Annotated in this window: 18 protein-coding genes; 11 read left to right on the forward strand and 7 right to left on the reverse strand. The window is 33.9% G+C overall.

The genetic code is table 11. The features are described from left to right. Window positions 1-8 precede the first annotated feature (8 nt). Genes DM397_RS08910 through DM397_RS08920 form a run of 3 tightly spaced genes read right to left on the reverse strand, consistent with a single transcriptional unit; the run spans window position 9 to window position 2819 of the window. Window positions 9-911 carry an HlyD family secretion protein gene (locus DM397_RS08910; protein ID WP_111377197.1) on the reverse strand — a complete coding sequence of 301 codons (903 nt, stop codon included), beginning with the start codon at window positions 909-911 and terminating at the stop codon, window positions 9-11. An 11-nt stretch (window positions 912-922) separates the two neighbouring features. Then, on the reverse strand, window positions 923-2164 hold the full coding sequence (locus tag DM397_RS08915; RefSeq protein ID WP_111377198.1) for a TolC family protein: 1242 nt from the start codon (window positions 2162-2164) through the stop codon (window positions 923-925). Between the two features lie 28 nt (window positions 2165-2192). Continuing rightward, window positions 2193-2819, reverse strand: a complete 627-nt coding sequence (locus tag DM397_RS08920; protein WP_111377199.1) for a TetR/AcrR family transcriptional regulator — start codon at window positions 2817-2819, stop codon at window positions 2193-2195. 258 nt (window positions 2820-3077) lie between these two features. Here DM397_RS08920 and DM397_RS08925 point away from each other — a divergent pair, with 258 nt between their 5' ends. Continuing rightward, window positions 3078-3845, forward strand: coding sequence for a DUF2490 domain-containing protein (locus DM397_RS08925; protein WP_111377200.1), 768 nt, complete (start codon window positions 3078-3080; stop codon window positions 3843-3845). 9 nt (window positions 3846-3854) lie between these two features. Here DM397_RS08925 and DM397_RS08930 read toward each other — a convergent pair whose 3' ends face one another. Then, the gene (locus DM397_RS08930; protein WP_111377201.1) at window positions 3855-4832 is read right to left on the reverse strand and encodes a YheT family hydrolase; all 978 of its coding nucleotides are present in this window, start codon (window positions 4830-4832) and stop codon (window positions 3855-3857) included. A 249-nt stretch (window positions 4833-5081) separates the two neighbouring features. On the opposite strand from DM397_RS08930, the gene DM397_RS08935 reads away from it, so the two are divergent. After that, window positions 5082-6452, forward strand: coding sequence for a sensor histidine kinase (locus DM397_RS08935; protein WP_111377202.1), 1371 nt, complete (start codon window positions 5082-5084; stop codon window positions 6450-6452). A gap of 119 nt (window positions 6453-6571) precedes the next feature. On the opposite strand, the gene DM397_RS08940 is transcribed toward DM397_RS08935, so the two are convergent. Next, a complete protein-coding gene (locus tag DM397_RS08940; protein WP_111377203.1) occupies window positions 6572-7264 on the reverse strand; it encodes an SIMPL domain-containing protein in 693 nt (230 codons plus the stop codon). A 51-nt stretch (window positions 7265-7315) separates the two neighbouring features. Further along, window positions 7316-7954 carry a rhomboid family intramembrane serine protease gene (locus tag DM397_RS08945; RefSeq protein WP_111377204.1) on the reverse strand — a complete coding sequence of 213 codons (639 nt, stop codon included), beginning with the start codon at window positions 7952-7954 and terminating at the stop codon, window positions 7316-7318. A 112-nt stretch (window positions 7955-8066) separates the two neighbouring features. Between DM397_RS08945 and DM397_RS08950 the strand changes: the two genes are divergently transcribed. Together DM397_RS08950 and DM397_RS08955 are read left to right on the forward strand one after the other, a co-directional pair. After that, window positions 8067-8939, forward strand: coding sequence for a lysophospholipid acyltransferase family protein (locus tag DM397_RS08950; protein WP_111377205.1), 873 nt, complete (start codon window positions 8067-8069; stop codon window positions 8937-8939). Between the two features lie 210 nt (window positions 8940-9149). Beyond that, entirely contained in the window at window positions 9150-10634 is a 1485-nt protein-coding gene (locus DM397_RS08955; RefSeq protein ID WP_111377206.1) for a glycosyl hydrolase, read from the forward strand. A 244-nt stretch (window positions 10635-10878) separates the two neighbouring features. Here DM397_RS08955 and glmM read toward each other — a convergent pair whose 3' ends face one another. Then, window positions 10879-12267, reverse strand: a complete 1389-nt coding sequence (gene glmM, locus DM397_RS08960; protein WP_111377207.1) for a phosphoglucosamine mutase — start codon at window positions 12265-12267, stop codon at window positions 10879-10881. A 205-nt stretch (window positions 12268-12472) separates the two neighbouring features. Here glmM and DM397_RS08965 point away from each other — a divergent pair, with 205 nt between their 5' ends. The 7 genes from DM397_RS08965 (at window position 12473) to DM397_RS08995 (ending at window position 24775) form a co-directional block, all read left to right on the forward strand. Next, entirely contained in the window at window positions 12473-13057 is a 585-nt protein-coding gene (locus DM397_RS08965) for an acyl carrier protein phosphodiesterase (RefSeq protein ID WP_111377208.1), read from the forward strand. Window positions 13058-13078: 21 nt separating this feature from the next. Then, window positions 13079-14767 (forward strand): gamma-glutamyltransferase, encoded by a 1689-nt coding sequence (ggt, locus tag DM397_RS08970; protein ID WP_111377209.1) that lies wholly within the window; start codon window positions 13079-13081, stop codon window positions 14765-14767. Between the two features lie 73 nt (window positions 14768-14840). Further along, window positions 14841-16625, forward strand: a complete 1785-nt coding sequence (locus DM397_RS08975) for a chloride channel protein (RefSeq protein ID WP_111377210.1) — start codon at window positions 14841-14843, stop codon at window positions 16623-16625. Window positions 16626-16688: 63 nt separating this feature from the next. Next, a complete protein-coding gene (locus DM397_RS08980; protein WP_111377211.1) occupies window positions 16689-17642 on the forward strand; it encodes a Fic family protein in 954 nt (317 codons plus the stop codon). Between the two features lie 101 nt (window positions 17643-17743). Next, complete coding sequence (gene uvrA / locus DM397_RS08985) at window positions 17744-20575, forward strand: excinuclease ABC subunit UvrA (protein WP_111377212.1); 2832 nt, start codon at window positions 17744-17746, stop codon at window positions 20573-20575. 424 nt (window positions 20576-20999) lie between these two features. After that, entirely contained in the window at window positions 21000-21728 is a 729-nt protein-coding gene (locus DM397_RS08990) for an LOG family protein (protein ID WP_111377213.1), read from the forward strand. Window positions 21729-22027: 299 nt separating this feature from the next. After that, the gene (locus tag DM397_RS08995; protein ID WP_111377214.1) at window positions 22028-24775 is read left to right on the forward strand and encodes a gluzincin family metallopeptidase; all 2748 of its coding nucleotides are present in this window, start codon (window positions 22028-22030) and stop codon (window positions 24773-24775) included. The last annotated feature ends 136 nt before the right edge of the window (window positions 24776-24911 follow it).

The raw sequence follows: 24911 nt of genomic DNA on the forward strand, positions 1-24911 counted from the left end.
CTATTGTTTTATTTTGACCAAAGCACTTCTCCGTACATACCAATTTTCAGATAGCCATCATTTTTCACTCTTACTTTTATGGCGTAAACCAAATTGGCTCTTTCATCTTTAGTCGGAATTGTTTTTGGAGAAAACTCTGATTTATCTGAAATCCATGCAATTGTACCCTGATACTCTTTGTATTTCTTTTCTCCCTGATCAATGCGCACTTTAACCTGCTGTCCTATTTTAATTTGTGGCAGTTGCGTTCCCGTTATATACGCTCTCAAATCAAGTGTTTCCAAATTGGCAATTTTGTATAATGGTTTTCCAATTACCGCCATTTCATACTGTTCTGCATATTTTGCCAAAACGGTTCCTTTAATCGGATTTACAATCATACTCTTGCTTAACTGATCTTCAATTCCTTTTAACTGAACTCCAACTGTATTCCCCTGCTGAGTTAAATTTTCAGTTGTGGTTTCCAACGAACTTTTCTGAGCCTTAATTTGAGACTGTAAAGCGGCTACTTTAGAATTTATATCATCCAATTGCTTTTGAGAAGCTACTCCGCCTTTTACTAATTTTTCAGTCCTGTTACGATCTAAAATCACATTATCAAGCTGTCTTTTTAAACTTTCAGTCTGTATCTGTATTTGCGGTCTTCCGCTCAAAATTGCTTTTTCATTTTGGCGCAATTGCATTTTATTAATAGCAAGCTGTGTACTGTCTATAAAACCTACTTTCTGTCCTGCTTCTAATTGCTGGCCTTCTTCTACATTCAATTGTAAAATCTGACCATTTGCTTCTGCTGACAGAATGGTTTCAACTGCTTCAAAAGATCCCGAAGCATCAAAATCATTTTCTTTATTATTGCATGAAAACATGAATATTGCTGGAATAAGAAAATATAAAAGCTTTATCTTTTTCATAGTGTATAGTATTAATTTCCTTTGATTGTTTGATACTCGTATTCTGCCATAAGCAACTGAATTTCATGCAATGCTTTTTCTGCTCGCGCATTTCCCTCTTTTTCTGTCGCATTCAATAAATCGATCAACGGGCCAGCGCCAGTGTCGTATTTCAGCTGATATCCTTCTCGAATGGTCTGACGAAGTTTTACAATTTCATCATCATCTTTCAAAATGGCTTTCTGTCTTTCAATGTCGGCCGTTTTTTGATTCATCTGAAATCTGGTGTTAAATAAAAAGGTCTCTTCTTGAACTTCTATTTTTTTCAAATTCTGCTGTGTCAGCTGTTTTTCGTTTGAATTTTTATACAATCCTTTTATATCCCATCCAACACTTACTCCAGCAACTCCAACGGTAGAAATTTTATTAGTCCCCAAATTAATTCCAGGTGCCAAAACTACTCCTGCACCCAATAATCCAACTTTAGGCATAAGGCTGACTTTCTGCATTTCGGACTGTGCATTTACCAGATTGCGCTGACTAGCAAAAAGCAATTGTTCTGGACGTTTGATAATGGTGTCGAGACTAGAAGAATTGAAAGGTTTTCCAAATTTTTCTTGGCTGATGTTTTTCCCTATCAAATAAGAAAGCATCGTTTGGTAACCTGCTTTAGTATATTCAAAATCTTTTTTCTGTCTGCTAAGATTTAGCTGTTCAGCTTTCATTTCATCAACATCCGTTTTATACGCCAAACCATTTTGGTGAAGTTTTTTAACCTTATCAATATTATTGGCAATAATGGCATTTTGTATCTGCAGCTGTTTCAATTGCTCGTCAATAAGCAATACGCCGAAATAAAGCTGATTTACTCGAGAACGTAAATCATAAAGCGAAACTTCTACAGAAGCCTTATCTGCATTTGAAGATGCCTCAATAATCTTCTTCTGTGTTTTCGTAGCGCCTCCATCCCAAATAGTCTGATTGACTTGTCCGAGACCAATAAACTTAAATTTGCTGTCGTTTCCTGAACTTCCCAAAGTCGGAAAATCTCCAAAAACGTATCCTTCAATTGCGGTTAGACTTATTTGAGGCAGATAAGCTTTATTGGCATTACTCAAAGTATATTCTTTACTTTTTTCAATAAGTTCATATTGTTTTATTAAAGGATAATTCTCAACAGCCAACTGATAACTTTGGTCAATTGTCAAAGTCTGAGCTTGAGCTGTTATAAAGGACAAGATTCCAATATATTTAAAGTATAATTTCCTTCTCATTACAGTATAAATTAACTTCTGGTTAGTATTAGGCTTTAAACATCATATTGATCCAGATCGGAATTTTTTTCTTGCGCTCTTGCATTAGCGCATCAAACTGTTCTGTTTCCAGATTTCTGCTTCCCATAATAATGGGTTTGACTATAAATGGAAAAACGACCAATCCCAACAGATTCATCAAAAAGTGCAACGGATTAGGTTCTGTTATTTCTTTATTTTGAACTGCTTCTTGAAATTGTTTAATAAAAACAGAATCATTTACGATTTCTTTAATGGGCAGTTTTTTTAAAAGTTCTTCTGGATTATTACGAATTTCAGTTAAAATAAAGGTTGGAATTTCAGGTTCTATACTGATAAAATCAATGTATCGCTCGGCAATAGTTATTACTTTTTGTTCCAAAGAAGTTTTCTCATCATCCAAAATCACTTTCATACTTCCTATAAAACCAGAAAAAGTTTCTGCCATAATGATTTCAAAAAGTTTAGCCTTGCTTCTAAAATAATAATTAAGCAAAGCAAGATTCAAACCTGCTTCCTCAGCAATATCTCTCGTTCGCGTTGCTGCAAAACCTTTTTTATAAAAAACAGTTTTGGCTGCTGTTTTTATCTTTTCTTCTGTAGTAGAATCTTTTTTCTCAGATGCTGAAGCACTCATATTTAATATTTTTAAAGGCAAAGTTAAGTTTTTTACAAACACGTTAAACAAAATTTTTAATCATTTGATTAAAAATTTTGTTTAACGTGTTTAATATATTTGATTCAAAACACATAAAAACCTGATATAAAACAAATTAAAACTTAAATATAAGACATAATTTCTCGTTAAAAAAGAATATCTTTACTTTAACAACTCATTACTTATTACCGATTTTAAAGAAATTTACTTTTTTAATTAATTTCTATCGTGCTTTTTATGAAAACCAATTTTATCGGAATCCTGATTTTCTTGCTTTCTTTAAATGTATTGGGACAAGGACAGGAAAAAGGAATTAACCAGCAGCTTCAAACCTGGGTTTCTATAAATACTGTTACCAAATTTGCAGATCATTGGGGTATGATTGGTGACTTTCATATCAGACGAAATGATTTTGTTTCCGACCCGAGTTTTTATTTTATAAGAGGAGGTATCAGCTATATTCCAAATTCAAATATTTCTCTAAATCTAGGATATGCGCATATGTGGCTTGCTCCGTCAAATCCCGATTGGAGTACTTTTTCTGACGAAAACAGGATTTATCAGCAGGCACAATTAAACACAAAATTTGGGAATGTAAGCATTTTGCAGCGCTTACGAAATGAACAGCGCTGGCAGGAAAAAATCGTTAACGATAAACCCAGTGGTGATTGGCGTTTTACCAATCGAATTCGCTATCTGATGAGTTTCACTTTCCGAATTTCTGATAAAAAATCGTGGCCACAAATGGTTCTTTCAGATGAGATTCTGCTACATTTTGGAGAAGAAGTGGTTTACAATACTTTTGATCAAAACCGCTTTTTTATCGGAATCAAAAAAAATATAAATCCAAAATGGAGCTACGATTTTGGTTATATGAATGTATATCAGCAAAAATATTCTGGATATCAATATGACATGAATCATACGATACGATTGTTTTTTTATCTGAGTACCAGCATTAGAAAAAAAGCACCTTCTGAAATTGAGAATTCGGGCGATGAATAAATTTATTTTTTAAACCAAAGTATTATTAGACCTAAAAGATTCAAAAAACTTAAACGCTCTTTTCTCGGCATAAGAATATTCAGAATCACGAAGCGGAAAAGCACAATGCCCACCATACTTAGGCGTTTCTAGATAAACATAGGCGCTGTCTTTGGCAATAGTTCTCGGGTAACATCTTTCACCCAAAAAAGGATCGTCTAACGAATTAATTATTAAAACTGGAGTTGTAATGTTTTTAAGTGAAAACTCTGGAGAAACACGTTCGTAATAATCGTCTCGGCTCGCAAATCCATGAAGCGGTGCCGTAAAATACTGATCGACTTCATCAAAAGTAGAAATATTATCAATTTGATCTCGGTTGATAAAATCAGGAAACTGTGCTGCTTTGTATTTCAGTTTCTTTTTAATATCTATTGTAAAATTCTTTAGATACACTCTATTAAAACCTTGCTTAAGCACTTCTGCACTTGTTGCAATATGTGTGGGAACCGAAATTGAAACCGCTGCCTTTATGCGCTGATCAATTTTTGTCCAACCCAAATAATTAAGAAGCTGCACGCCTCCCATTGAATATCCTATTAAATAAATATCTTCAATCCCTTTACTCAAAGCAAACCGAACCACTTCATCAAGATCGTCAACAGCACCATGATGATATAATCTTGGAAGACGATTCATTTCTCCTCCACAAGTACGATTGTTCCATGCAAAAACCGAAAAACCTTTCTGCAAAAAATAAGCCGCACAGCTGTTATTATACGTTCTGCGAGAATCACCTTCTAAGCCATGGCATAAAATAACCGCTTTTTTTGAGTCATTTAAAATGTAATCGATGTTGATAAAATCTCCGTCATTCAATTCATGCTTTTCTCTTGTATATTCAGGCACTTCGAACCTTTTTATCAAGGCAGCATAAATAGTAGAAACATGCCTGTTGCGATGAATAATCGAAGGAGAATTATATTCTGATTGTTCAATTAGTGGCATAACAAAGAGTTTTGTGGTACTTTTTACAAATCTAAGAAATCATTCAATATGTAATTTAATTCTTTCTTTTAATTATTTCCTTTTTTGAATAATTTAACTTTATGTAAATGTAAAAAAACAGGAACAATTCTAAAGAGAACTAATTGTTAAATATGCAGAAACACAGCTCTTGAAGCGCCAAATCAGGTCTGAATGTTTACTTTATTCGTATATTTGTAAAATCGATTTCCAAAAAGCAAAATCCTTTTAATGTTTGAACTTTTACCAGTAGATCCAAAAACCATTTTTCTGCTTTATTTCTGGGGTAATTTTTTTACCTGCCTTCTCATTTTTAGTTTTTCGTTTTCATACGCTAATAGTGACAACAAAAAAATATTAAAATGGTTTGGATTAGGTAAATTAATACTGACTTTTGCTTGGATACTGGCTCTTCTACGAAATATTATCCCGGACTTTGCCTCTATCAATATTGCCAATTCTATGATTTTTGCCGCCTGTTGCTTTGAAACCATTGCAATGCTGTCGCTCATTAAAACACATGCAAAAAGGCAGTTTCAAATTCAAATAGCTATTACAGCTGCGTCAATATTTCTTTTTAATATTTCAACACTGTTTGACGCCTCAATGAATACTCGTGTTATCATTGGCGGCATTGGTGTTTTTGCTATCTATTTATTGCCTACAATTATTTATTTTATAGAAAAAGAAAAAAGCTTTTTCAAGACTTTCTATGTTTTATGCTATACCGGATTCGAAATTCTAATTGCAATACGAATATTTCACAGATACTTGCATCCTCAAAATCTTATTATTTCCAATGATGCTTTTGATAGCTTTTACAGCATTTGCCTCTTCCTTCTGACCTTAATTGGAATTGTAGGTTTTTTGCTTTTGGTAAAAGAAAGGCAGGATAATAAAATCAAGAAGCTTTTAAGTGACAGAAACCAGTTTTTCTCTATTATTTCTCATGATTTAAGAGGGCCTTTAGGATCATCGGTTTCTCTTTCTGAAATTTTGCTGGAAAATATAGAACAGTACAGCCGTGAAGAAATAAAAGAGATATCAGAACTGTTGCATGACTCCAATAAAAATATTTATAAACTGCTTGAGAATCTTTTAGAATGGTCTAAAGTCCAAACCGGAATGATTACTTTTCATCCTAAAAACATATTGTTAAATGCTTTAATTGAAGAGAATATCGAGCTAAGCAGAAATGCAGCTTTAAATAAAAATATAAACATCACATTTGAATCAGCTTTTCTAGTTGAGGCAGAAGTAGACAAAAATATGATTAATACCATTCTGCGTAATTTGCTAAGCAATGCCATTAAATTTACGGACAAGAATGGAGAAATAAAACTAAAACTGGCCAAGACCAATCAGAAAGCAGAAATCTCTATTACAGACAACGGAATTGGAGTTCCTGATTACATCAAAGAAAAGTTATTTAAAATTAACGGAAAAGTGCTTCAAAAAGGCACAGAAAACGAACTCGGAAGCGGACTCGGATTGTTACTTTGCAAAGAGTTTGTAAACATCCATAAAGGAGAAATCTCAGTAGAAAGCCAACAAGGAAAAGGAAGTACATTTAGGTTTACGCTTCCGCTAAAGATTGATTAAATTTTAAATTAAATTCCAATACTGAAATTCCAAATTCCAAACTCAATAACAAAATAAAAAAAATCCAAATCCCAGTATAAATTGGAATTTGGATTTTAATTATTGGATTTTTATATCGTTTAATCTAACACAAAACTTACACTAACATTTGCCGTAATTTCGATTTCGCCAATTGCTAAAGTTTCATTTGAAGCTCCTCCCATTGAGTCTGCTTCTTTCATTCTCATAGCAGCATACATTGGCTGTGGACGGTAAATTTGAGAGTTATCAGAGATTGTAAACGCCTTACCCACTTTTTGTCCTAAAACAGAAACGTATTCCTCAGCTTTTACTTTAGCATCTTTCATCGCTAATTTTCTAGCTTCAGACTCGTATTGCGCTAATTTAGATGATTCAAAAGAAACTCTGTCGATTCTATTGATTCCTTGCTGAACCAAACCTTCCATTAACTCATCATACTTAGACAAATCTTTTACTACAATTTCTACCGTTTGTGTAGCGTTATAAGAAGTTTTCTTTTTCTCATAATCGTACTGCGGATTAAGAGCTACTTGTTTTGTTTTGAAATCTGCTGTTGGAATATTCATTTTTTTGATGAATTTTAAGACAGCATCCATCTTTTCGTCATTTTGTTTTTTAACATCTTTAGCATTATTCCCTTTTGTTTCAACCGAAGCTGAAATACAAACCTGATCAGGTGCTACTTTTACTTTTCCTTCTCCATTAACATTAATTAGAGGTATTTGTTTGATTTCTTGGCCGTAAGACATAGTCATAAACATGATTGTTAAAAATAATACTAGTTTTTTCATTTTTGTTAAATTTTAATGTTTGACAAGAGCATTCCAAAAGTTGTGCCAAGCTTACAATTTCCCCAATTTTGCCATTCCAAAAAGTATCAAAATCGGAATCGCAAGCAGAATAACCATCAATGAATGGTCTGTAAATAATGATGGCTGTTTTATCAAAGTGATCAAATAACCTCCTATAGCACCTCCAAAGTGTGCTGTATGTCCAATATTGTCATTTTTAGCTTTCATTCCGTAAATTGAGTACAATAAATACAAAATTCCGAAAATATAAGCCGGCATCGGAATGACAAAAAATATCCCAAGCATCATGTCAGGTTGCAGCAATATTGCCGAATACAAAACTCCGGTTACAGCTCCAGAAGCTCCAACAGCTCTGTAACTATAATCGTTTTTATGAAACAACATGGTCAAAAGGCTTCCAAAAATTAAACTTCCAAAATAAACCAAGATAAAAGAAAAATTACCTAGCCAGCCTAAAACTACGGGAGCAAAAAAATACAAAGTCAGCATGTTAAAAATCAAATGCATCATATCTACATGCAGAAAACCAGACGAAAGCATTCTAATTTGCTCTCCAGAACGAATGCTTCCTACGTGAAATTCGTATTTTCTAAAAAAATAAAGATCATTAAAACCTTTGTAACTAATAACAACGTTCGCAACGATAATCGCTATTAAAATAATATTCATGAGTATTAATTATTGTGAATTGTAAATATAGTCATTCTTAAAGATAAGTTAGCACGAATGCAAAATATCGATCGCTAATCATTTTTAATTTATCTTTGTCAAAAAAATTTAAATGCAGTTTCTTGTTTATATTTTAGCCTACCCATTACTTTGGCTTATCTCTATACTTCCTTTTCCGATATTTTACTTATTCTCAGATTTTGTCTGTTTTTTGGTATATAGAGTGATCGGATATCGCAAAAAAGTAGTTCGTGAGAATCTTGCCCTTACTTTACCTCATTTAAATGATGCGGAAAGAAAAGTAATTGAAAAGAAATTCTACAAACATATGTGTGACCTGTTTCTGGAAATGGTGAAAACCATGAGCATGTCTCCTGAAGAAATGGAAAGAAGATTTCATGTAACAAACATTGATCTTGTGCTTGATTATGCTAAAAGAGGAAAAAGCGTAATTCTTGTGGCTTCACATTATGCAAGTTATGAATGGCTTTTAACCATTAATCCCAAACTCGGATTTCAAGGGGTTGCGGTTTACAAAAGGCTGGCTAATCCTTATTTTGACAGATTAATTCGAAAAATCCGTTCTAAATACAACACCGAGATGATCGAAACCAGAAAAGCGATTCCAACAATGGCAAAAAACCAGCGTGAGGGCATTTTAAGCCTTTACGGTTTAGCAAGCGACCAATCACCAAAAATGGAAAGAATTTTTCATTCGATGAAATTTATGGGAGTCGAAGTTCCTGTGCATACAGGCGCCGAAACATTAGCAAAAAAATATGATTTGGCAGTACTTTTTGTAGAGGTTAAAAAAGTTAGAAGAGGTTATTATGAGGCTACGTTTATTCCTCTTGCTGATAATCCGAAAGAATTTGAAAATTTTAAAATCACTGAAATGTATCTTAAAGAAGTAGAAAAACAAATTCTAGAAGCTCCCGAATTTTATTTGTGGACACACAAAAGATGGAAACACCGTATTGAATAACGTCTTGAAATAACTCAATAGAAAGTCCGAAAAGCAGCATTTGCTTTTTCGGACTTTTTCTTTTAAAACTGGACAATACTACCTAAATGCGCTCTTTATATGCGATTTGATGTGTTTTTGTAATGATTTTTTTGAATGGATAAAAAAAGGAAACAATTTAAATTTGGCTCTTCTCTAATTATCCAATAAAGAACCAAAAAATAATTAAGCATGATCCAAAAACTATTTTTTTCATTTTTATTATCATTTCTCTTTTTTCCTCTCTTTGCTCAAAGTCCGAAAAGAGGAATCGCTTACGGATACCACTCTCAAGCAGATATGGCAGCCTTAAAACCAGGAATCTCTTGGTGGTACAATTGGTCGCCTGAACCTGATGCCGATTTACGAGCCAATTATGAATCTCTCGGAGTTGAGTTTGTTCCAATGGCATGGGGAAAAATCAATGACAATGAAGTTCAAGATTTTATAAATAAAATAAAACCAGGAGCCAAATATCTTTTAGCTTTTAATGAACCTAATTTTACCGATGGGGCAAGATTAACTCCACAAGAGGCAGTGAACGCGTGGGTAAATATTGAAAAAATTGCTGCCGCAAAAAATCTAGAAATTATAAGCGCCTCCCCTGCATATAACGGGCCAAATAATTACGGAGGAATTTCTGATCCCGTTGTTTGGCACAATCAGTTTTTTCAATTATGTCCTAATTGTAAAGTAGACTATATTGCTTTCCACACTTATGATGCTAGTGCTGGTTCTGTAATAGGCGTTACTGGAAATTTAAAGAGATTCAATCGTCCGCTCTGGATTACGGAGTTTGCAAACAGAGTTATTCAGACTGCTGACGAAAAAACCTCTTTTATGAAACAAATTTTAACGAGCTATGAAAATGATCCTGATATTTTTCGCTATTCATGGTTTTCTGGGAGAGTAGATCCAACTTGGACCGATATGTTAGAAGGACAATTATTAAGCTCGACAAGTGGTGTTTTAAAGCCCATCGGAACCGAATATATCAATGTCCCTTATACAACAAAGAAAATGAATGTTCCAGGACGTGTTACCGCCAACAAACATTATAGAAGAAAAGGAACTGGCCTACAAGCAACGACAGATTCTGGCACGGGCCAAAATGTTTGTTTTATTAATAATGGAGATTGGAACGAATTTATGCTGAATGTCGCCGATGCAGGAACCTACAATTTAACTTTTAGAGTGGCTTCACCTGTATTAGCAGGAAAATTTGACATTCTAGTAAATGATGTTGTGGTGAAAGCCGATGAAACTTTTCCGCCAACTGGAGACTGGCAGACTTTTACCAACAAAGTGGTAAATGAAGTTTTTTTGCCAAAAGGCGAAGTGTATCTGAAAATCAAATTCAAATCAAATGACTTCAATTTTAATTTCATCGATTTTGCAGTTGCCAATCTTGGTCTTAAAGATAATGAGCTTGAAAAAGACAGTTTTACAATTTATCCAAATCCTGTAAAAACGCAAGCCACTTTACATATTAAATCTAGCACAACAGAACCTTTGAGCATTAAGGTAATTGATATGAAAGGAACAATTTGTTTTTCTTCTACCGATTATTTTACAAATGAAGATATTAAAATTGGAGATAAGCTTCCAAAAGGAGTTTACATTGTAAATGCTTCCTATGGAAAGATTAAAAAATCAATTAAAATAATTAAGAACTAATACATTCTGTTAGGAATGTCTCGTTGGTAGAACCAGATTATGTACATCAGGTATCGTTCTGTAGGAACGTCTGATTAATTACGAAATCAATTCCATTCATAAAATCAGGTGTCCCTACAGGACACAAACCCACGCAACACCATTTTTTTTCTACCGACGAGACATTCCTAACGGAATGTTTTTTTACAAAAAAAACCTCTTTAGATATATCCAAAGAGGCTTAGTTATTTAAAAAACTGAAAATTTAGATTCCAGCAATTACTTTAATTTCATCAATAATTCGAAGTGCTAATTTATCTGCTGCATCTTGAGAAGGCGCTTCAGTATAGATACGAATAATTGGTTCTGTGTTTGATTTTCTTAAATGAACCCATTCTGTAGCAAAATCAATTTTTACACCGTCAATTGTCGAAATATCTTCGTTTTTGTATTTCTCTGTCATTTGAGTTAAAATCGCATCAACATCAATTTGCGGAGTCAATTCAATTTTATTTTTGCTCATGTAGTATTCTGGATAAGAAGCTCTCAAAGCAGAAACTGGCATTTTTTTGTTTGCCAAATGCGTTAAGAACAAAGCAACTCCAACCAAACTATCGCGTCCGTAGTGCAATTCTGGGTAGATAATTCCGCCATTTCCTTCACCACCGATAATCGCATTATTTTTCTTCATCAATTCCACAACATTCACCTCACCTACTGCACTTGCTTCATAACTTCCGCCGTGTGCTTTAGTAACATCTCTTAAAGCACGAGAAGACGACATATTAGAAACTGTATTTCCTAGAGTTTTACTCAAAACGTAATCTGCGCAAGCAACCAAAGTATATTCTTCACCAAACATTTCACCGTCTTCGCTAATAAAAGCCAAACGATCAACATCTGGATCTACTACGATACCGAAATCAGCTTTTTCTTTTACAACAAGCTCAGAAATATCAGTTAAATGCTCTTTTAAAGGTTCTGGGTTGTGCGGGAAATGTCCGTTTGGTTCGCAATATAACTCAACCACTTCAACTCCCATTAATTTTAGAAGTTTCGGAATAATAATTCCGCCTGAAGAATTTACACCGTCAACAACCACTTTAAATTTAGCTTCTTTAACCGCTTCAATATCAACCAATGGCAAATTTAAAACTTCATCGATATGAATATCCATGTAAGCGTCATTAGAAATAACTTCGCCCAAACTGTCTACATCAGAAAAATCAAAAGCTTCTGCTTCAGCAATTTCAAGAATTTTTGCTCCGTCAGCTCCACTTAAAAATTCACCTTTAGCATTTAATAATTTTAAAGCATTCCATTGTTTTGGATTATGAGATGCTGTTAAGATAATTCCGCCGTCAGCTTTTTCCAAAGGAACAGCCACTTCAACAGTTGGCGTTGTAGAAAGCCCAAGATCAATTACATCGATTCCTAAACCAATTAAAGTATTCACAACTAAATTATGAATCATTGGTCCAGAGATTCTTGCATCACGGCCAATTACAACAGTCAATTTATCTTTAGCAATATTGTTTTTCAAGAAAGTTCCGTATGCCGATGCAAATTTTACAGCATCAACAGGAGTTAGATTATCTCCTACTTTTCCTCCGATCGTACCACGGATTCCAGAAATAGATTTTATTAGAGTCATTTTTGTGAGTTAGGGTTATTTTTTTACAAATATAAAAAAGTTGCTGAGTTACTAAGTTACTAAGACTCTAAGATTTTCAAATTATAATACCGTTTCAGGTCAAAAAGACTCAATTTTATAACAAAATGATTTAAAAAAGTTTTTATACATTTACTAAATAACTTAGAATCTTTAGAGCATTTAGATTCTTAGAAACTTACAAAAAATGAATTTCTTAGCCCATATATATCTTTCTGGAGACAATGATTTAATTAAAATCGGGAATTTTATGGCGGATGGAATTCGCGGTAAACAGTTTGAGCATTTTCCCGAAGATGTACAAAAAGGAATTTTACTGCATCGATTCATTGACACTTACACCGATTCTCATGATATCTTTAGAAAAAGCACTAAACGCCTTCACGAGCGATACCATCATTATGCGGGAGTTATTGTAGATATCGTTTACGATCATTTCTTAGCTAAAAACTGGACGCGATATTCTAATGAAGAATTAGAGCTTTTTGTTAAACGTTTTTATCATTCTTTGCATGATAATTATGATATTTTAACCGAAAAAACACAAGGTTTAATGCCTTATATGATTGAAAGAAACTGGCTTTTGAGTTATCGAACCACTGAAGGAATCCAGAATATTTTGACGCAAATGGACAGAAGGTCTAAAAACATTTCACAAATGCAGTTTGCTGTTGAAGAACTTACTGAATTTTATGATGAGTTTGAAGAAGAATTTACACTTTTCTTTGAAGAAATGAGAACAAAAGCCAAAGAAAAACTACTTTCTCTTTAAGTGAATTTAATTTTATTACACATGAAAAAAATTACGATTTTAATCGCCCTCTTATATATAAGTAGCAGCAATGCACAACAGACAGCTCCACACCCAACTGGACTAGTTGTTACAAAAGCAATGGTAGTTTCCGCCCGCGAAGAAGCCTCAAAAATTGGTTCTGATATTATGAAAAATGGAGGAAACGCTTTTGACGCCATGGTCGGAACAGAGTTAGCTCTTGCGGTTGCTTTTCCGTTTGCAGGAAACATCGGCGGCGGCGGATTTATGGTGTATAGAAAAGCAAATGGCGAAGTCGGTTCTTTGGATTATCGCGAAAAAGCTCCACTAGCAGCCACCAAAGATATGTTTTTGGATAGTGAAGGAAATGTAATAAAAGGAAAAAGCACTCAGACAGCACTTGCGATTGGCGTGCCTGGAACAATTGCAGGCGTTTTTGCTGTTCATAAAAAATATGGCACAATGCCTATTTCTAAAATCCTTGAGCCTGTAATTGCTTTAGCAGAAAGAGGGGTTGTAGTGACTAAAAAACAAGAGAAAAGCTTAAAAGATTATCACGAGAGCATTGTAAAAATAAATGGAGAAAACTCGCTCTTATCTTGCAGCTTCAAAGAAAACGACACCATCAAATATCCAGCATTGGCCAAAACTTTAAAAAGAATTCAGAAAAAAGGAAGAAACGAATTTTATAAAGGTGAAACGGCAAAAATATTAGTCAATTATCTTAAGGAAAAAGGTGGCATTATCACAATGCAGGATTTAGCGAAGTATGAAGCTAAATGGAGAACACCATTACAGTTTACTTATAAAGGTTTAAAAATTACTTCGATGGCTCCCCCAAGCAGTGGCGGAATCTGTCTGGCTCAAATCTTAAAAATGCTAGAACCTTATGATTTAGCCAAAATGGGACATAATTCTGCAGATGCCATTCAGGTAATTGTTGAAGCGGAAAGAAGAGCTTATGCCGATAGAAGCTACTTTTTAGGCGATCCAGATTTTGTCAAAATTCCGATGAAGCAATTATTAGACGAAAATTACCTTCGTGAAAGAATGGCAAGTTTTAATCCGGAAAAAGCAACTTTATCTAGCGAAATAAAAGAAGGAAAAGTAAATTATGCTGAAAGCACAGAAACCACTCATTATTCGATTGTAGACCAATTCGGCAATGCTATTGCAGCCACAACAACACTGAATGATGGCTATGGCTCTAAATATTATTGTGACGAACTTGGTTTCTTTTTAAATAACGAAATGGATGATTTTAGCGCTAAACCAGGTTCTCCAAATATGTTCGGTTTGGTTGGGAATGAAGCCAACAGCATCGCGCCGCAAAAACGAATGCTAAGCTCAATGACGCCAACCATTGTAGAAAAAGACGGAAAACTTTTTATGGTAGTAGGTACTCCAGGAGGTTCAACGATTATTACTTCTGTTTTACAGACGATTCTAAATGTTTATGAGTACAATTTAAGCATGCAGGAAGCTGTAAATGCTCCGCGTTTTCATCATCAGTGGCTGCCAGATCTGATTACTTTCGAACCTAACACTTTTGAAACTAAAACTATTGACAAACTAAAAGCTAAGAACTACATTATCAACGAAAAACCAACTCCAATTATCGGAAAAGTAGATGCTATTTTAGTATTGCCAGACAAAACATTAGAAGGAGGAGCCGATTTTAGAGGCGATGATAAAGCAGTTGGTTTTTAATAGTCCTAAGTTTTTATTTTTTTAATCTAACATTATAATCTAATTTTGTAAGACAGATAATTTTTAAAACATAATGATAAAAAAATATTTCAGACGACTTGAAAGTATAATTGCTTTGGCTCAATCTTTAATGACTCCAAAACAGTTCCTTTTTTTATCTAGCGTTTTAACTGGAATATCATGTGCTTTTGCCGTGATTGTCCTTAAAACATTCGCACACAGCGTCTTCTCTTTTGCCACATACATCAATGGAATTCTAAAACTGAGTTTCATTAACAGTATTTTGCCTATTATTGGTATTACATTAACCGTTTTTGTTGTAAATAAAGTTCTTAACGGAAGTATACAAAAAGGAACTTCTCAGATACTTTATGCTGTTGCCAAAAAAGCCAGCATTATCCCAAAAAAACAAATGTACGCGCAGATTGTGACCAGTTCGTTAACGGTTGGTTTAGGAGGTTCGGCAGGTTTAGAGAGTCCCATCGTAATTACTGGAGCAGCATTTGGTTCAAATTATGCCCAGAATTATAAGATGCAATATAAAGATCGAACTTTATTAATTGGATGCGGAGTCGCAGCTGGAATCGCAGCAGCATTTAACGCTCCAATTGCCGGCGTTCTTTTTGCAATCGAAGTTTTATTGGTAGATGTCAGTATTTCTGCTTTTACCCCAATTATGATTTCGGCTGCAACAGGTGCTTTGGTTTCTGCAATTGTGCTAGACGAAAGCATACTTTTAAGTTTCAAAAAGCAGGAAACATTTGATTATCATAACATCCCCTTTTATGTTATTTTAGGTGTGCTCACTGGGTTAGCTGCTATTTACTACTCAAGAAATTTCCAAAGAGTAGAACATTATTTTGCCAAACAGCAAATCAATCCATATAAAAAAGCGTTGATTGGGTCATCGTTACTGGCACTGTTGATTTTTATTTTTCCAACACTTTTTGGTGAAGGATATGAGAGCATCAAAACCCTGTCTAATACTGATCCGGGACAATTGCTAGACAATACTTTATTTGCCGATTTTAGAAACAACCAATGGGTTTTGCTTTTATTTATTGGCGCCACTATGATGGTTAAAGTATTTGCTTCAGGCTTAACTCTTGGAAGCGGCGGAAATGGAGGAAACTTTGCTCCTTCTCTATTCTTAGGATCTTATTTGGGATATTTCTTTTCTAAATTGGTTACACTTATCGGCTTATCTAAACTTCCTATCAGTAATTTTACAATGGTCGGAATGGCTGGAATTCTAAGTGGTTTATTTCATGCTCCTCTGACTGCCATCTTCTTAATTGCAGAAATCACAGGAGGTTACGGATTAATGATTCCGCTAATGATTGTTTCTTCCATCAGTTTTGCTATTTCTAAACGTTTCGAAAAGTATTCGCTTGACGTAAAAGGATTAGCCAAAAAAGGCCACGCTTTTACAAGCAATAAAGATTCAAATATTTTATCAACTTTAGATATCGATTCGATTATTCAGTGTGATTATTTGACCGTCCATCCAGATGAAAATTTGACTAAACTGGTTGATCTTATTTCGCATTCCAACCAAGTTGTTTTTGCAGTTGTAAACAATGAAAAAGATTTGGTCGGAGTAGTTCATTTTAATGATATTCGAGAGATTATTTTTAATACATATCGCGTAAAGTATACTTTTATTAGAGATGTAATGAAAGTTCCAGCGACTACAATTTCTACACTTGACAGCATGGAAATTGTAATGCGTAAATTTGAAACTTCAAAATCTGCCTTTCTTCCTGTTTTACGAGACGGAAAATACCACGGATTCATTTCCAAATCGATAGCACTCGAAGCTTACAGAACAAAACTTCGTTCCATGACTATTGAATAGCCTTAATATCGGATACGTTAAAAATTTTATTTATCCGATATTAAGAAGTATCTTTGTAGGATTATGTTTAATATTGACCTAACATACGGAGAAGAATTTCAATCAACCTTTGATCGATTGTACCAAAAAAGGCAAGAACTGCAAAACAGCAGACCATTGCCTAATATTGCCTTGAATAAAATACGAGAAAGTCTTTCTCTAGAATGGACTTACAACTCAAACAGTATTGAAGGAAATACACTTAGTTTAAGAGAAACCCAAATGGTTATTCAAGAAGGAATTACCATTAAAGGAAAATCACTTCGTGAGCATTTTGAAACACATAATCATGACAAAGCTATTGATTACCTCTACACTATTGTTGATGAGAATTATAAACTAAGAAGTATCGATATTCTGTCTATTCATGGTTTGGTAATGCGCTCTATCGAAGAAGATTTTGCAGGAAGAATTCGCAATGGAGGAGTTCGAATTTCAGGAGCTAGTTTTATGCCTCCAAATGCTAATAAAGTATCCGATTATTTAGATGAATTAATCGAATTTATCAATACAAATCCGTTAGGGTTAAACGATATTGAACTCGCAACAATTTATCATCACAAATTAGTCTGGATTCATCCTTTTTTTGATGGAAATGGGCGCACGGTTCGATTAAGCATGAATTTACTATTGATGCGATGTGGTTTTCCGCCAGCGATTATTCTAAAAAATGACAGAAAAAAATATTACGAAGCACTCAATCAAGCTAATAATGGCAATTATCAGAAACTAACTCTTTTAATGTGCCAAGCGCTAGAAAGAACACTTAATATTTATCTAGGCGCAATGCCAGGAAGTCCTTATGATTATCAATCGATTCAGAACATCGTTAGTGAACCTGACACGCCTTACGGCCAAGAATATGTCAGTTTATTGGCTCGAACAGGAAAAATCGACGCTTACAAAGAAGGTCGAAATTGGTACACCACAAAAGAAGCTATAGAAAACTACATGGCAACCCGAAAAAGAAAACGCTAGTTTAAACTAGTGTTTTTTGTTACTAATTGTAACATAAAGTTTTGCTATCGAGCACTAAAAGAACAAATCAAAGTGGTAACTTTGCGTTTTTGCTCAAAATTATGCTAGATAAAGACAATACTATTGAAGTTCTTGGTGCAAGAGTTCATAATCTAAAAAATATCGATATATCTATTCCGCGTGAAAAACTGGTTGTAATTACCGGTTTATCAGGTTCGGGAAAATCTTCTTTGGCTTTTGATACGATTTATGCTGAGGGGCAGCGTCGCTATGTTGAAACGTTTTCTGCCTACGCGAGACAATTCCTTGGCGGATTGGAACGTCCTGATGTTGATAAAATTGACGGACTTTCTCCAGTAATCGCAATTGAACAAAAAACAACCAGTAAAAGTCCTCGTTCTACAGTTGGGACTATTACTGAAATTTATGATTTCCTAAGACTTTTATACGCGCGTGGCGCAGATGCCTACAGTTATAACACAGGCGAAAAAATGGTTTCGTATTCTGATGAACAAATTAAAGATCTGATTATTCAGGATTATAACGGAAAACGAATCAATATTCTAGCGCCGGTAATTAAAGCCAGAAAAGGTCATTATGCCGAATTATTCCAACAAATTACCAAACAAGGATTCTTGAAAGTTCGTGTAAATGGCGAAGTTCAAGATTTAGTTGCGGGAATGAAATTGGATCGTTATAAAACACACGATATTGAGATTGTTGTAGACAGAATGGTAATTGAAGATAATCCTGATACCCAAAAAAGATTATCTGAAAGCATCAATACTGCGATGCATCACGGTGAAGATGTCTTGATGATTTTAGATCAGGATTCTAATGAAGTGCGTTATTTCAGTAGAAATTTAATGTGTCCTTCAACAGGAATATCGTACCAAAATCCAGAACCGAATTTATTCTCTTTCAACTCTCCAAAAGGAGCTTGCCCACATTGCAATGGATTGGGAACAGTACACGAAATCAATGTTAAAAAGATTATTCCGAATCCGAAATTATCTATAAAAGCTGGTGGTTTTGCGCCTCTTGGCGAATATAAATCTTCATGGATTTTCAAGCAATTGGAAACCATTGGAGAAAAATTCGGATTTAAAATAACCGATGCAATTGAAAAAATTCCCGAAGAAGCAATGCAAATGATTTTGTGTGGCGGAAAAGATAAATTTTCTATCAATTCTAAAGATCTTGGCGTTACAAGAGAATATAAAATCGATTTTGAGGGAATTTCTAATTTCATTAAAAATCAATATGACGAAAGTGCCACAACCAGCATAAAACGCTGGGCAAAAGATTTTATGGACGAAATTAACTGTCCTGTTTGCGATGGCTCACGTCTTAAAAAAGAAGCTTTATTTTTTAGAGTAAATGAAAAAAATATCACCGAGTTGTGTGATATGGATATTTCGGATTTGACAGCTTGGTTTCAAGATTTAAATAGCCATTTGACAGACAAACAGCTTTTAATTGCTTCTGAAGTGGTAAAAGAAATTAAAGATCGTTTGAACTTCCTGATGAATGTTGGTTTGAATTATTTAGCTTTAAGTCGAAGTTCAAAATCCCTTTCTGGTGGTGAAGCGCAACGTATTCGTCTGGCAACTCAAATTGGTTCACAATTGGTTGGAGTTTTATATATTTTGGACGAACCTAGTATTGGTTTACACCAAAGAGATAATGAAAAACTGATTCATTCTTTGGAACAATTACGCGATATCGGAAACTCTGTTATTGTAGTTGAACACGATAAAGACATGATCGAAACAGCCGATTATGTAATTGATATTGGTCCAAAAGCTGGGAAATATGGCGGAGAAATCATCAGTATCGGAACTCCGAAAGAAACTTTAGCTTCAGACACTATTACCGCTCAATATTTGAATGGTAAAATGAAATTTGATATTCCGAAGAAAAGAAGAAAAGGAAACGGTAAATTCTTGAAACTGACTGGAGCAACAGGAAACAATCTAAAAAATGTTTCGATTGAAATTCCGCTAGGGCAATTAACCTGCGTTACGGGAGTTTCTGGTAGTGGAAAATCTACTTTGATTAATGAAACACTATATCCGATTTTAAATGCGTATTATTTTAATGGCGTAAAAAAACCGCAACCTTACAAAAAGATTGAAGGTTTAGAACATATCGACAAAGTAATTGATATTGACCAAAGTCCGATTGGAAGAACACCACGTTCGAATCCTGCAACTTATACCGAAGTTTTTACAGAAATTAGAAATCTATTTACCATGACTTCTGAAAGTATGATTCGCGGTTATAAAGCAGGTCGTTTCAGTTTTAACGTAAAAGGAGGACGCTGTGAAACTTGCGAAGGTTCTGGTGTAAGAACAATCGAAATGAACTTTTTACCAGACGTTTACGTAGAATGTGAAACGTGTCAAGGAAAACGTTTCAACAGAGAAACTTTAGAAATTAGATATAAAGGAAAATCTATTTCTGATGTTTTGGATATGACGGTTGATGAAGCTGTTCCGTTTTTTGAAAACATTCCGAAGATTTATAGAAAAATCAAAACCATTCAAGATGTTGGTTTAGGTTACATTACGCTTGGACAGCAAAGTACAACGCTTTCGGGTGGTGAAGCGCAACGTATAAAACTGGCGGGTGAATTGTCTAAAAAAGATACAGGAAATACATTTTATATTCTTGATGAACCAACCACAGGTTTACACTTTGAAGACATTCGAGTTTTGATCGAAGTAATCAATAAATTGGTTGATAAAGGAAATACCATTCTTGTTATCGAGCATAATATGGATGTTATAAAACTTGCTGACTATATTATTGATATTGGTCCAGAAGGTGGAAAAGGCGGCGGACAATTGGTTGCCAAAGGAACTCCAGAAGAAGTGGCTCAGAATAAAAAGAGTTATACGGCTAAGTTTTTGAAAAAAGAGCTAGAGTAAGAATGATCTTTGTCAAAGTTTAAAATTTTGACAAAGATTTAAGTCCAAAAAACTTCCTGCTTACATACACACTATACACCTGATAATGAATCAAAAAACCGAATTTGATTATTATCGTAACATTACTTTTGGATTATAATTACTGCTTTTTGTAACAATTCTAGAAAAAAGCGTTAATTTAGTGTCCGCTTTTTTTGAAAAATTCACGCTTTTTAAAGAGAACATGTTCCAATTAAACCAAATGTTTATTTGAACCCAAATGCCCTAGCCCTGATGGGAGCGGCATCTCCCGATTTAGAAAAACAAGGCTTTTTAGCCGTAGTTTTTGTTTATCGGGAATATAGCGGACAGGCAGTCCCGATAGCTATCGGGAAGCTCCTTCTTCCGATTAAATAAAACATAATAATAAATTAAAATACCTAAAATGAGATTAGAAGATTTTGATAATGATGAAGATAAAGTAATTCAAGACCGTTTGAAACAAAGAACGTGGAATGAAATTAAAACCAATGATAGCTGGGCAATTTTTAAAATTATGTCTGAGTTTGTAAATGGTTACGAAGCAATGGGGCGTATTGGTCCTTGTGTTTCTATTTTTGGATCGGCAAGAACAAAACCAGATGATAAGTACTATCAATTGGCAGAAAAAATCGCTTATAAAATCAGTAAAGCAGGTTACGGTGTGATTACAGGAGGTGGTCCCGGAATTATGGAAGCTGGAAATAAAGGCGCGCATTTGGGCGGAGGAACTTCAGTTGGTTTAAATATCGAACTTCCGTTTGAACAGCATTTTAATCCGTATATTGATCATGATAAAAACTTGAATTTCGACTATTTCTTTGTGAGAAAAGTAATGTTCGTAAAGTATTCGCAAGGTTTTGTGGTTATGCCAGGAGGTTTTGGAACTTTAGACGAAATGTTTGAAGCGATCACTTTGATTCAGACTAAGAAAATTGGAAAATTCCCGATTATTTTAGTTGGAGTTGAATTCTGGTCTGGCTTGATCGAATGGGTTAAAACTGTTTTGGTTGAAAAAATGCATACAGTGAGCCCTGAAGATTTGAATTTATTTAAAATTGTAGACACAGAAGACGAAGTTGTAGAAGCATTGGATAAATTCTACAAAAAGTACGATTTAAGTCCGAATTTTTAATTTTTAAACCATATAAGCAATATAAGTTCATTTAAAAGTATTGTTTTAAGCTTTACGCTTAAATACACTTAAATAGGTTATATGGTTAAAATATACTGCAAATACGCAAAAATTGAAAGCTGTTTTTTTAAACAGCTTTTTTTATACTATTTTTACAAAAATCCGTAACTTCAATATGTCTATAGTATAAATACATCTTATAATTTTTAAGCCATTATTTGAAAGCACTTTCTAAAATTATTTGCCTCTTTTTAGTTTTATCATTTTCGATAAAACTAACTGCACAACATCAATCTAAGATGGAAGTGGCGGTAAATCTTGAGCTTAAAACACTAAACATCAAACAGGATATTACATATCATAATACTACAAATGACACATTGACTTCAATTGTTTTGAATGATTGGAACAATGCTTTTGCAGACAAAAACACGCCTCTGGCAAGACGTTTTTCTGATGAATTTTACAAAGGTTTTCATTTGGCAAAAGCAGCAGATCGAGGGAAAACCACGATAATAAATCTCACAGATACCGATTTTTCAGCTCTGGAATGGGAAAGAAGTGACAAAGACCCTGATTATATTACCGTTCGATTGACTCGCAAACTTCTTCCAAACGAAAAAATCGATTTACATCTTAATTATATTGTAAAAATACCGAATGATAAATTCACTCATTTTGGGTTTGATCAAAATGGTGGCATGTTATTAAAAAATTGGTTTTTAAGTCCTGCACGTTTTGAAAATGGTCTTTTTATAAAGTACAACAATTTCAATCTGGATGACATTGCCAATGCGGTGAGTGATTATGAGGTTGAAATTAAAATTCCCAATCAGTATTCTATTACTACCGATCTAAATTCCGTTTCGAAAGATTCAACAAATCAGAACTATACTATTTATTATTTTTCAGCACAAAACAGAACCGATTTAAGTCTTTACATCGAAAAACAAAACAGTTTTAGAAGCTATGACAACGGTTCTTTACAGGTCTTGACGAATTTAAAAAATAAAAAAATAGACGATTTTCAGAAGGCTATTATTATTGATCGCGTGGTTTCTTATGCCGAAAAATTTATTGGTAAATATCCGCATGAAAAAATTACGGTTTCTCAAGCAGATTATGACCGAAATCCGTTTTATGGTCTAAATCAGTTGCCCTCTTTTATTAGTCCGTTTCAGGACGATTTCATGTTTGAGATTCAATTTTTAAAGACTTTTCTAAATAATTATCTAAAGAATAGTCTGCGTTTAGATCCGAGAAAAGACAATTGGATTTATGACGGCATCCAAATTTATACGATGATGAAATACATGGAAGAACATCATCAGGACGAAAAAATGCTGGGAAGGCTTTCAGAAATGAAACTCTTTAAAAGTTATAATATCACAAATCTGACTTTTAATGAGCAATACAGCTATTATTATATGCTGATGGCGCGCAAAAATCTAGATCAACCACTTGGAGATCCAAAAAATACGCTGATAAAATTTAACGAACAGATTGCGAGTAAATATCGTGCAGGTTTAAGTTTGAGCTATTTAGATGATTATCTTAATCATGACATTGTTCCTAAAAGTGTCAAAGAGTTTTACAACCTCAACCAGATTGGACAATCGAATCGATACGATTTTGAAAAAATCTTAACTCAAAAAAGTCCAAAAAATATCGATTGGTTCTTTAAAACTATTATCGATTCGAGAGATATTATTGATTATAAATTTTCTAATGTTTCGAGAACTGCAGACAGCATAACATTTTCGGTTAAAAATAAAACTGGAATCTACGCTCCTATTCCGATTTACGGCATTAAAAAGAAAGAAGTCGTATTTAAAGAATGGATTGAGCCTACCAAAAAAGATTCTGTTTATGAGTTCAGCCGAAAAAATGCGGACAAAATCGTCATTAATTACGATAACGAAGTTCCAGAATACAATCAGAGAAATAACTGGAGATCTCTAAAACATGTTTCTCTGAATCGTCCTATAAAATTTAATTTTGCTAAAGATTTAGAAGACCCAGATTACAATCAGATTCTATATATCCCGACTTTAAATTATAATTATTATGATGGTTTTACGCCTGGAGTTCGTTTTCATAATAAAACCATTTTAGACAAGCCTTTTAATTTTGACATTAATCCCGCATATTCTATAAAAGCAGGAACAATTTCGGGTTCATCAGCTTTTTCATGGAATCAATATTATCGAAACAGCACTTTGTATAATGTTCGATATTCTCTCAGTCAGAATTATTTTCATTATGCCCCAGATGCTACTTATTTGAGATTAAATCCAATGGTAGTGTTCCGCATTCGCGAAAAAGATTTCAGAGATAATAGAAAACAAATGTTTATGTTCCGACAGGTTATTGTGAACCGTGAAGCAAGCGATTATATTACGGACAATTCGTCACCTAATTATTCTATTTTTAATGCACGCTATTCTAACACAAAAACAGAATTAATCGATCATTTTAGTTTTATGACCGATTTGCAGTTTTCTAGCGGATTTGGAAAAGTTTCTGGAGAAGTAGAATACAGAAGATTATTTCAAAACAACAAAAAGTTAAATTTAAGATTATACGCTGGAAGTTTCTTGTACAACACAACAAACTCAGACTATTTTAGTTTTGGTTTAGACCGTCCAACAGATTATTTATTTGATTACAATTTGTTTGGAAGATCCGAAAGTACAGGTTTTTTTAGCCAACAATATGTTATTGCTGAAGGAGGTTTTAAATCACAATTAGAACCTTCTTACGCCAATCAATGGATGGCAACTTTAAATGCAAGTTATGCAGTATGGAACTGGGTAGAACTTTACGGAGATATTGGTTTCTTGAAAAACAAGCATCAAGGTGAGTTCTTTGCATATGATTCTGGAGTGCGCTTAAACCTTGTTCCTGACTACTTTGAACTCTATTTTCCTGTTTATTCTAATAATGGATGGGAAATAACACAACCTAAATACAATGAAAAAATACGATTTATCATCACTTTCTCACCAAAAACATTAGTTACTCTTTTCACCCGAAAATGGTTTTAATCAAATGAATTTTAAACAAAAACTTGCGAAATTATCAATAAAATTAAATTTTACATAAAAATAACACATATAAAGTACTTAGTTTATAGATTTGAATACAAATAATTAAATTATATTTATTTCAAAGAATTATGAT

The sequence above is a fragment of the Flavobacterium nitrogenifigens genome (assembly GCF_003254565.1).
Lineage (GTDB): Bacteria > Bacteroidota > Bacteroidia > Flavobacteriales > Flavobacteriaceae > Flavobacterium > Flavobacterium nitrogenifigens.

Excerpts from the sequence above, each read along its gene's own strand:
- DM397_RS08945 (WP_111377204.1), bottom strand. The coding sequence starts at position 7,954 with ATGAATATTATTTTAATAGCGATTATCGTTGCGAACGTTGTTATTAGT.
- DM397_RS08990 (WP_111377213.1), top strand. The coding sequence starts at position 21,000 with ATGAGATTAGAAGATTTTGATAATGATGAAGATAAAGTAATTCAAGAC.
- uvrA (WP_111377212.1), top strand. The coding sequence starts at position 17,744 with ATGCTAGATAAAGACAATACTATTGAAGTTCTTGGTGCAAGAGTTCAT.
- DM397_RS08935 (WP_111377202.1), top strand. The coding sequence starts at position 5,082 with ATGTTTGAACTTTTACCAGTAGATCCAAAAACCATTTTTCTGCTTTAT.
- DM397_RS08915 (WP_111377198.1), bottom strand. The coding sequence starts at position 2,164 with ATGAGAAGGAAATTATACTTTAAATATATTGGAATCTTGTCCTTTATA.
- DM397_RS08920 (WP_111377199.1), bottom strand. The coding sequence starts at position 2,819 with ATGAGTGCTTCAGCATCTGAGAAAAAAGATTCTACTACAGAAGAAAAG.
- glmM (WP_111377207.1), bottom strand. The coding sequence starts at position 12,267 with ATGACTCTAATAAAATCTATTTCTGGAATCCGTGGTACGATCGGAGGA.
- DM397_RS08965 (WP_111377208.1), top strand. The coding sequence starts at position 12,473 with ATGAATTTCTTAGCCCATATATATCTTTCTGGAGACAATGATTTAATT.
- DM397_RS08930 (WP_111377201.1), bottom strand. The coding sequence starts at position 4,832 with ATGCCACTAATTGAACAATCAGAATATAATTCTCCTTCGATTATTCAT.
- DM397_RS08955 (WP_111377206.1), top strand. The coding sequence starts at position 9,150 with ATGATCCAAAAACTATTTTTTTCATTTTTATTATCATTTCTCTTTTTT.
- DM397_RS08940 (WP_111377203.1), bottom strand. The coding sequence starts at position 7,264 with ATGAAAAAACTAGTATTATTTTTAACAATCATGTTTATGACTATGTCT.
- DM397_RS08925 (WP_111377200.1), top strand. The coding sequence starts at position 3,078 with ATGAAAACCAATTTTATCGGAATCCTGATTTTCTTGCTTTCTTTAAAT.
- DM397_RS08995 (WP_111377214.1), top strand. The coding sequence starts at position 22,028 with ATGGAAGTGGCGGTAAATCTTGAGCTTAAAACACTAAACATCAAACAG.
- DM397_RS08975 (WP_111377210.1), top strand. The coding sequence starts at position 14,841 with ATGATAAAAAAATATTTCAGACGACTTGAAAGTATAATTGCTTTGGCT.
- DM397_RS08980 (WP_111377211.1), top strand. The coding sequence starts at position 16,689 with ATGTTTAATATTGACCTAACATACGGAGAAGAATTTCAATCAACCTTT.
- DM397_RS08950 (WP_111377205.1), top strand. The coding sequence starts at position 8,067 with ATGCAGTTTCTTGTTTATATTTTAGCCTACCCATTACTTTGGCTTATC.
- DM397_RS08910 (WP_111377197.1), bottom strand. The coding sequence starts at position 911 with ATGAAAAAGATAAAGCTTTTATATTTTCTTATTCCAGCAATATTCATG.
- ggt (WP_111377209.1), top strand. The coding sequence starts at position 13,079 with ATGAAAAAAATTACGATTTTAATCGCCCTCTTATATATAAGTAGCAGC.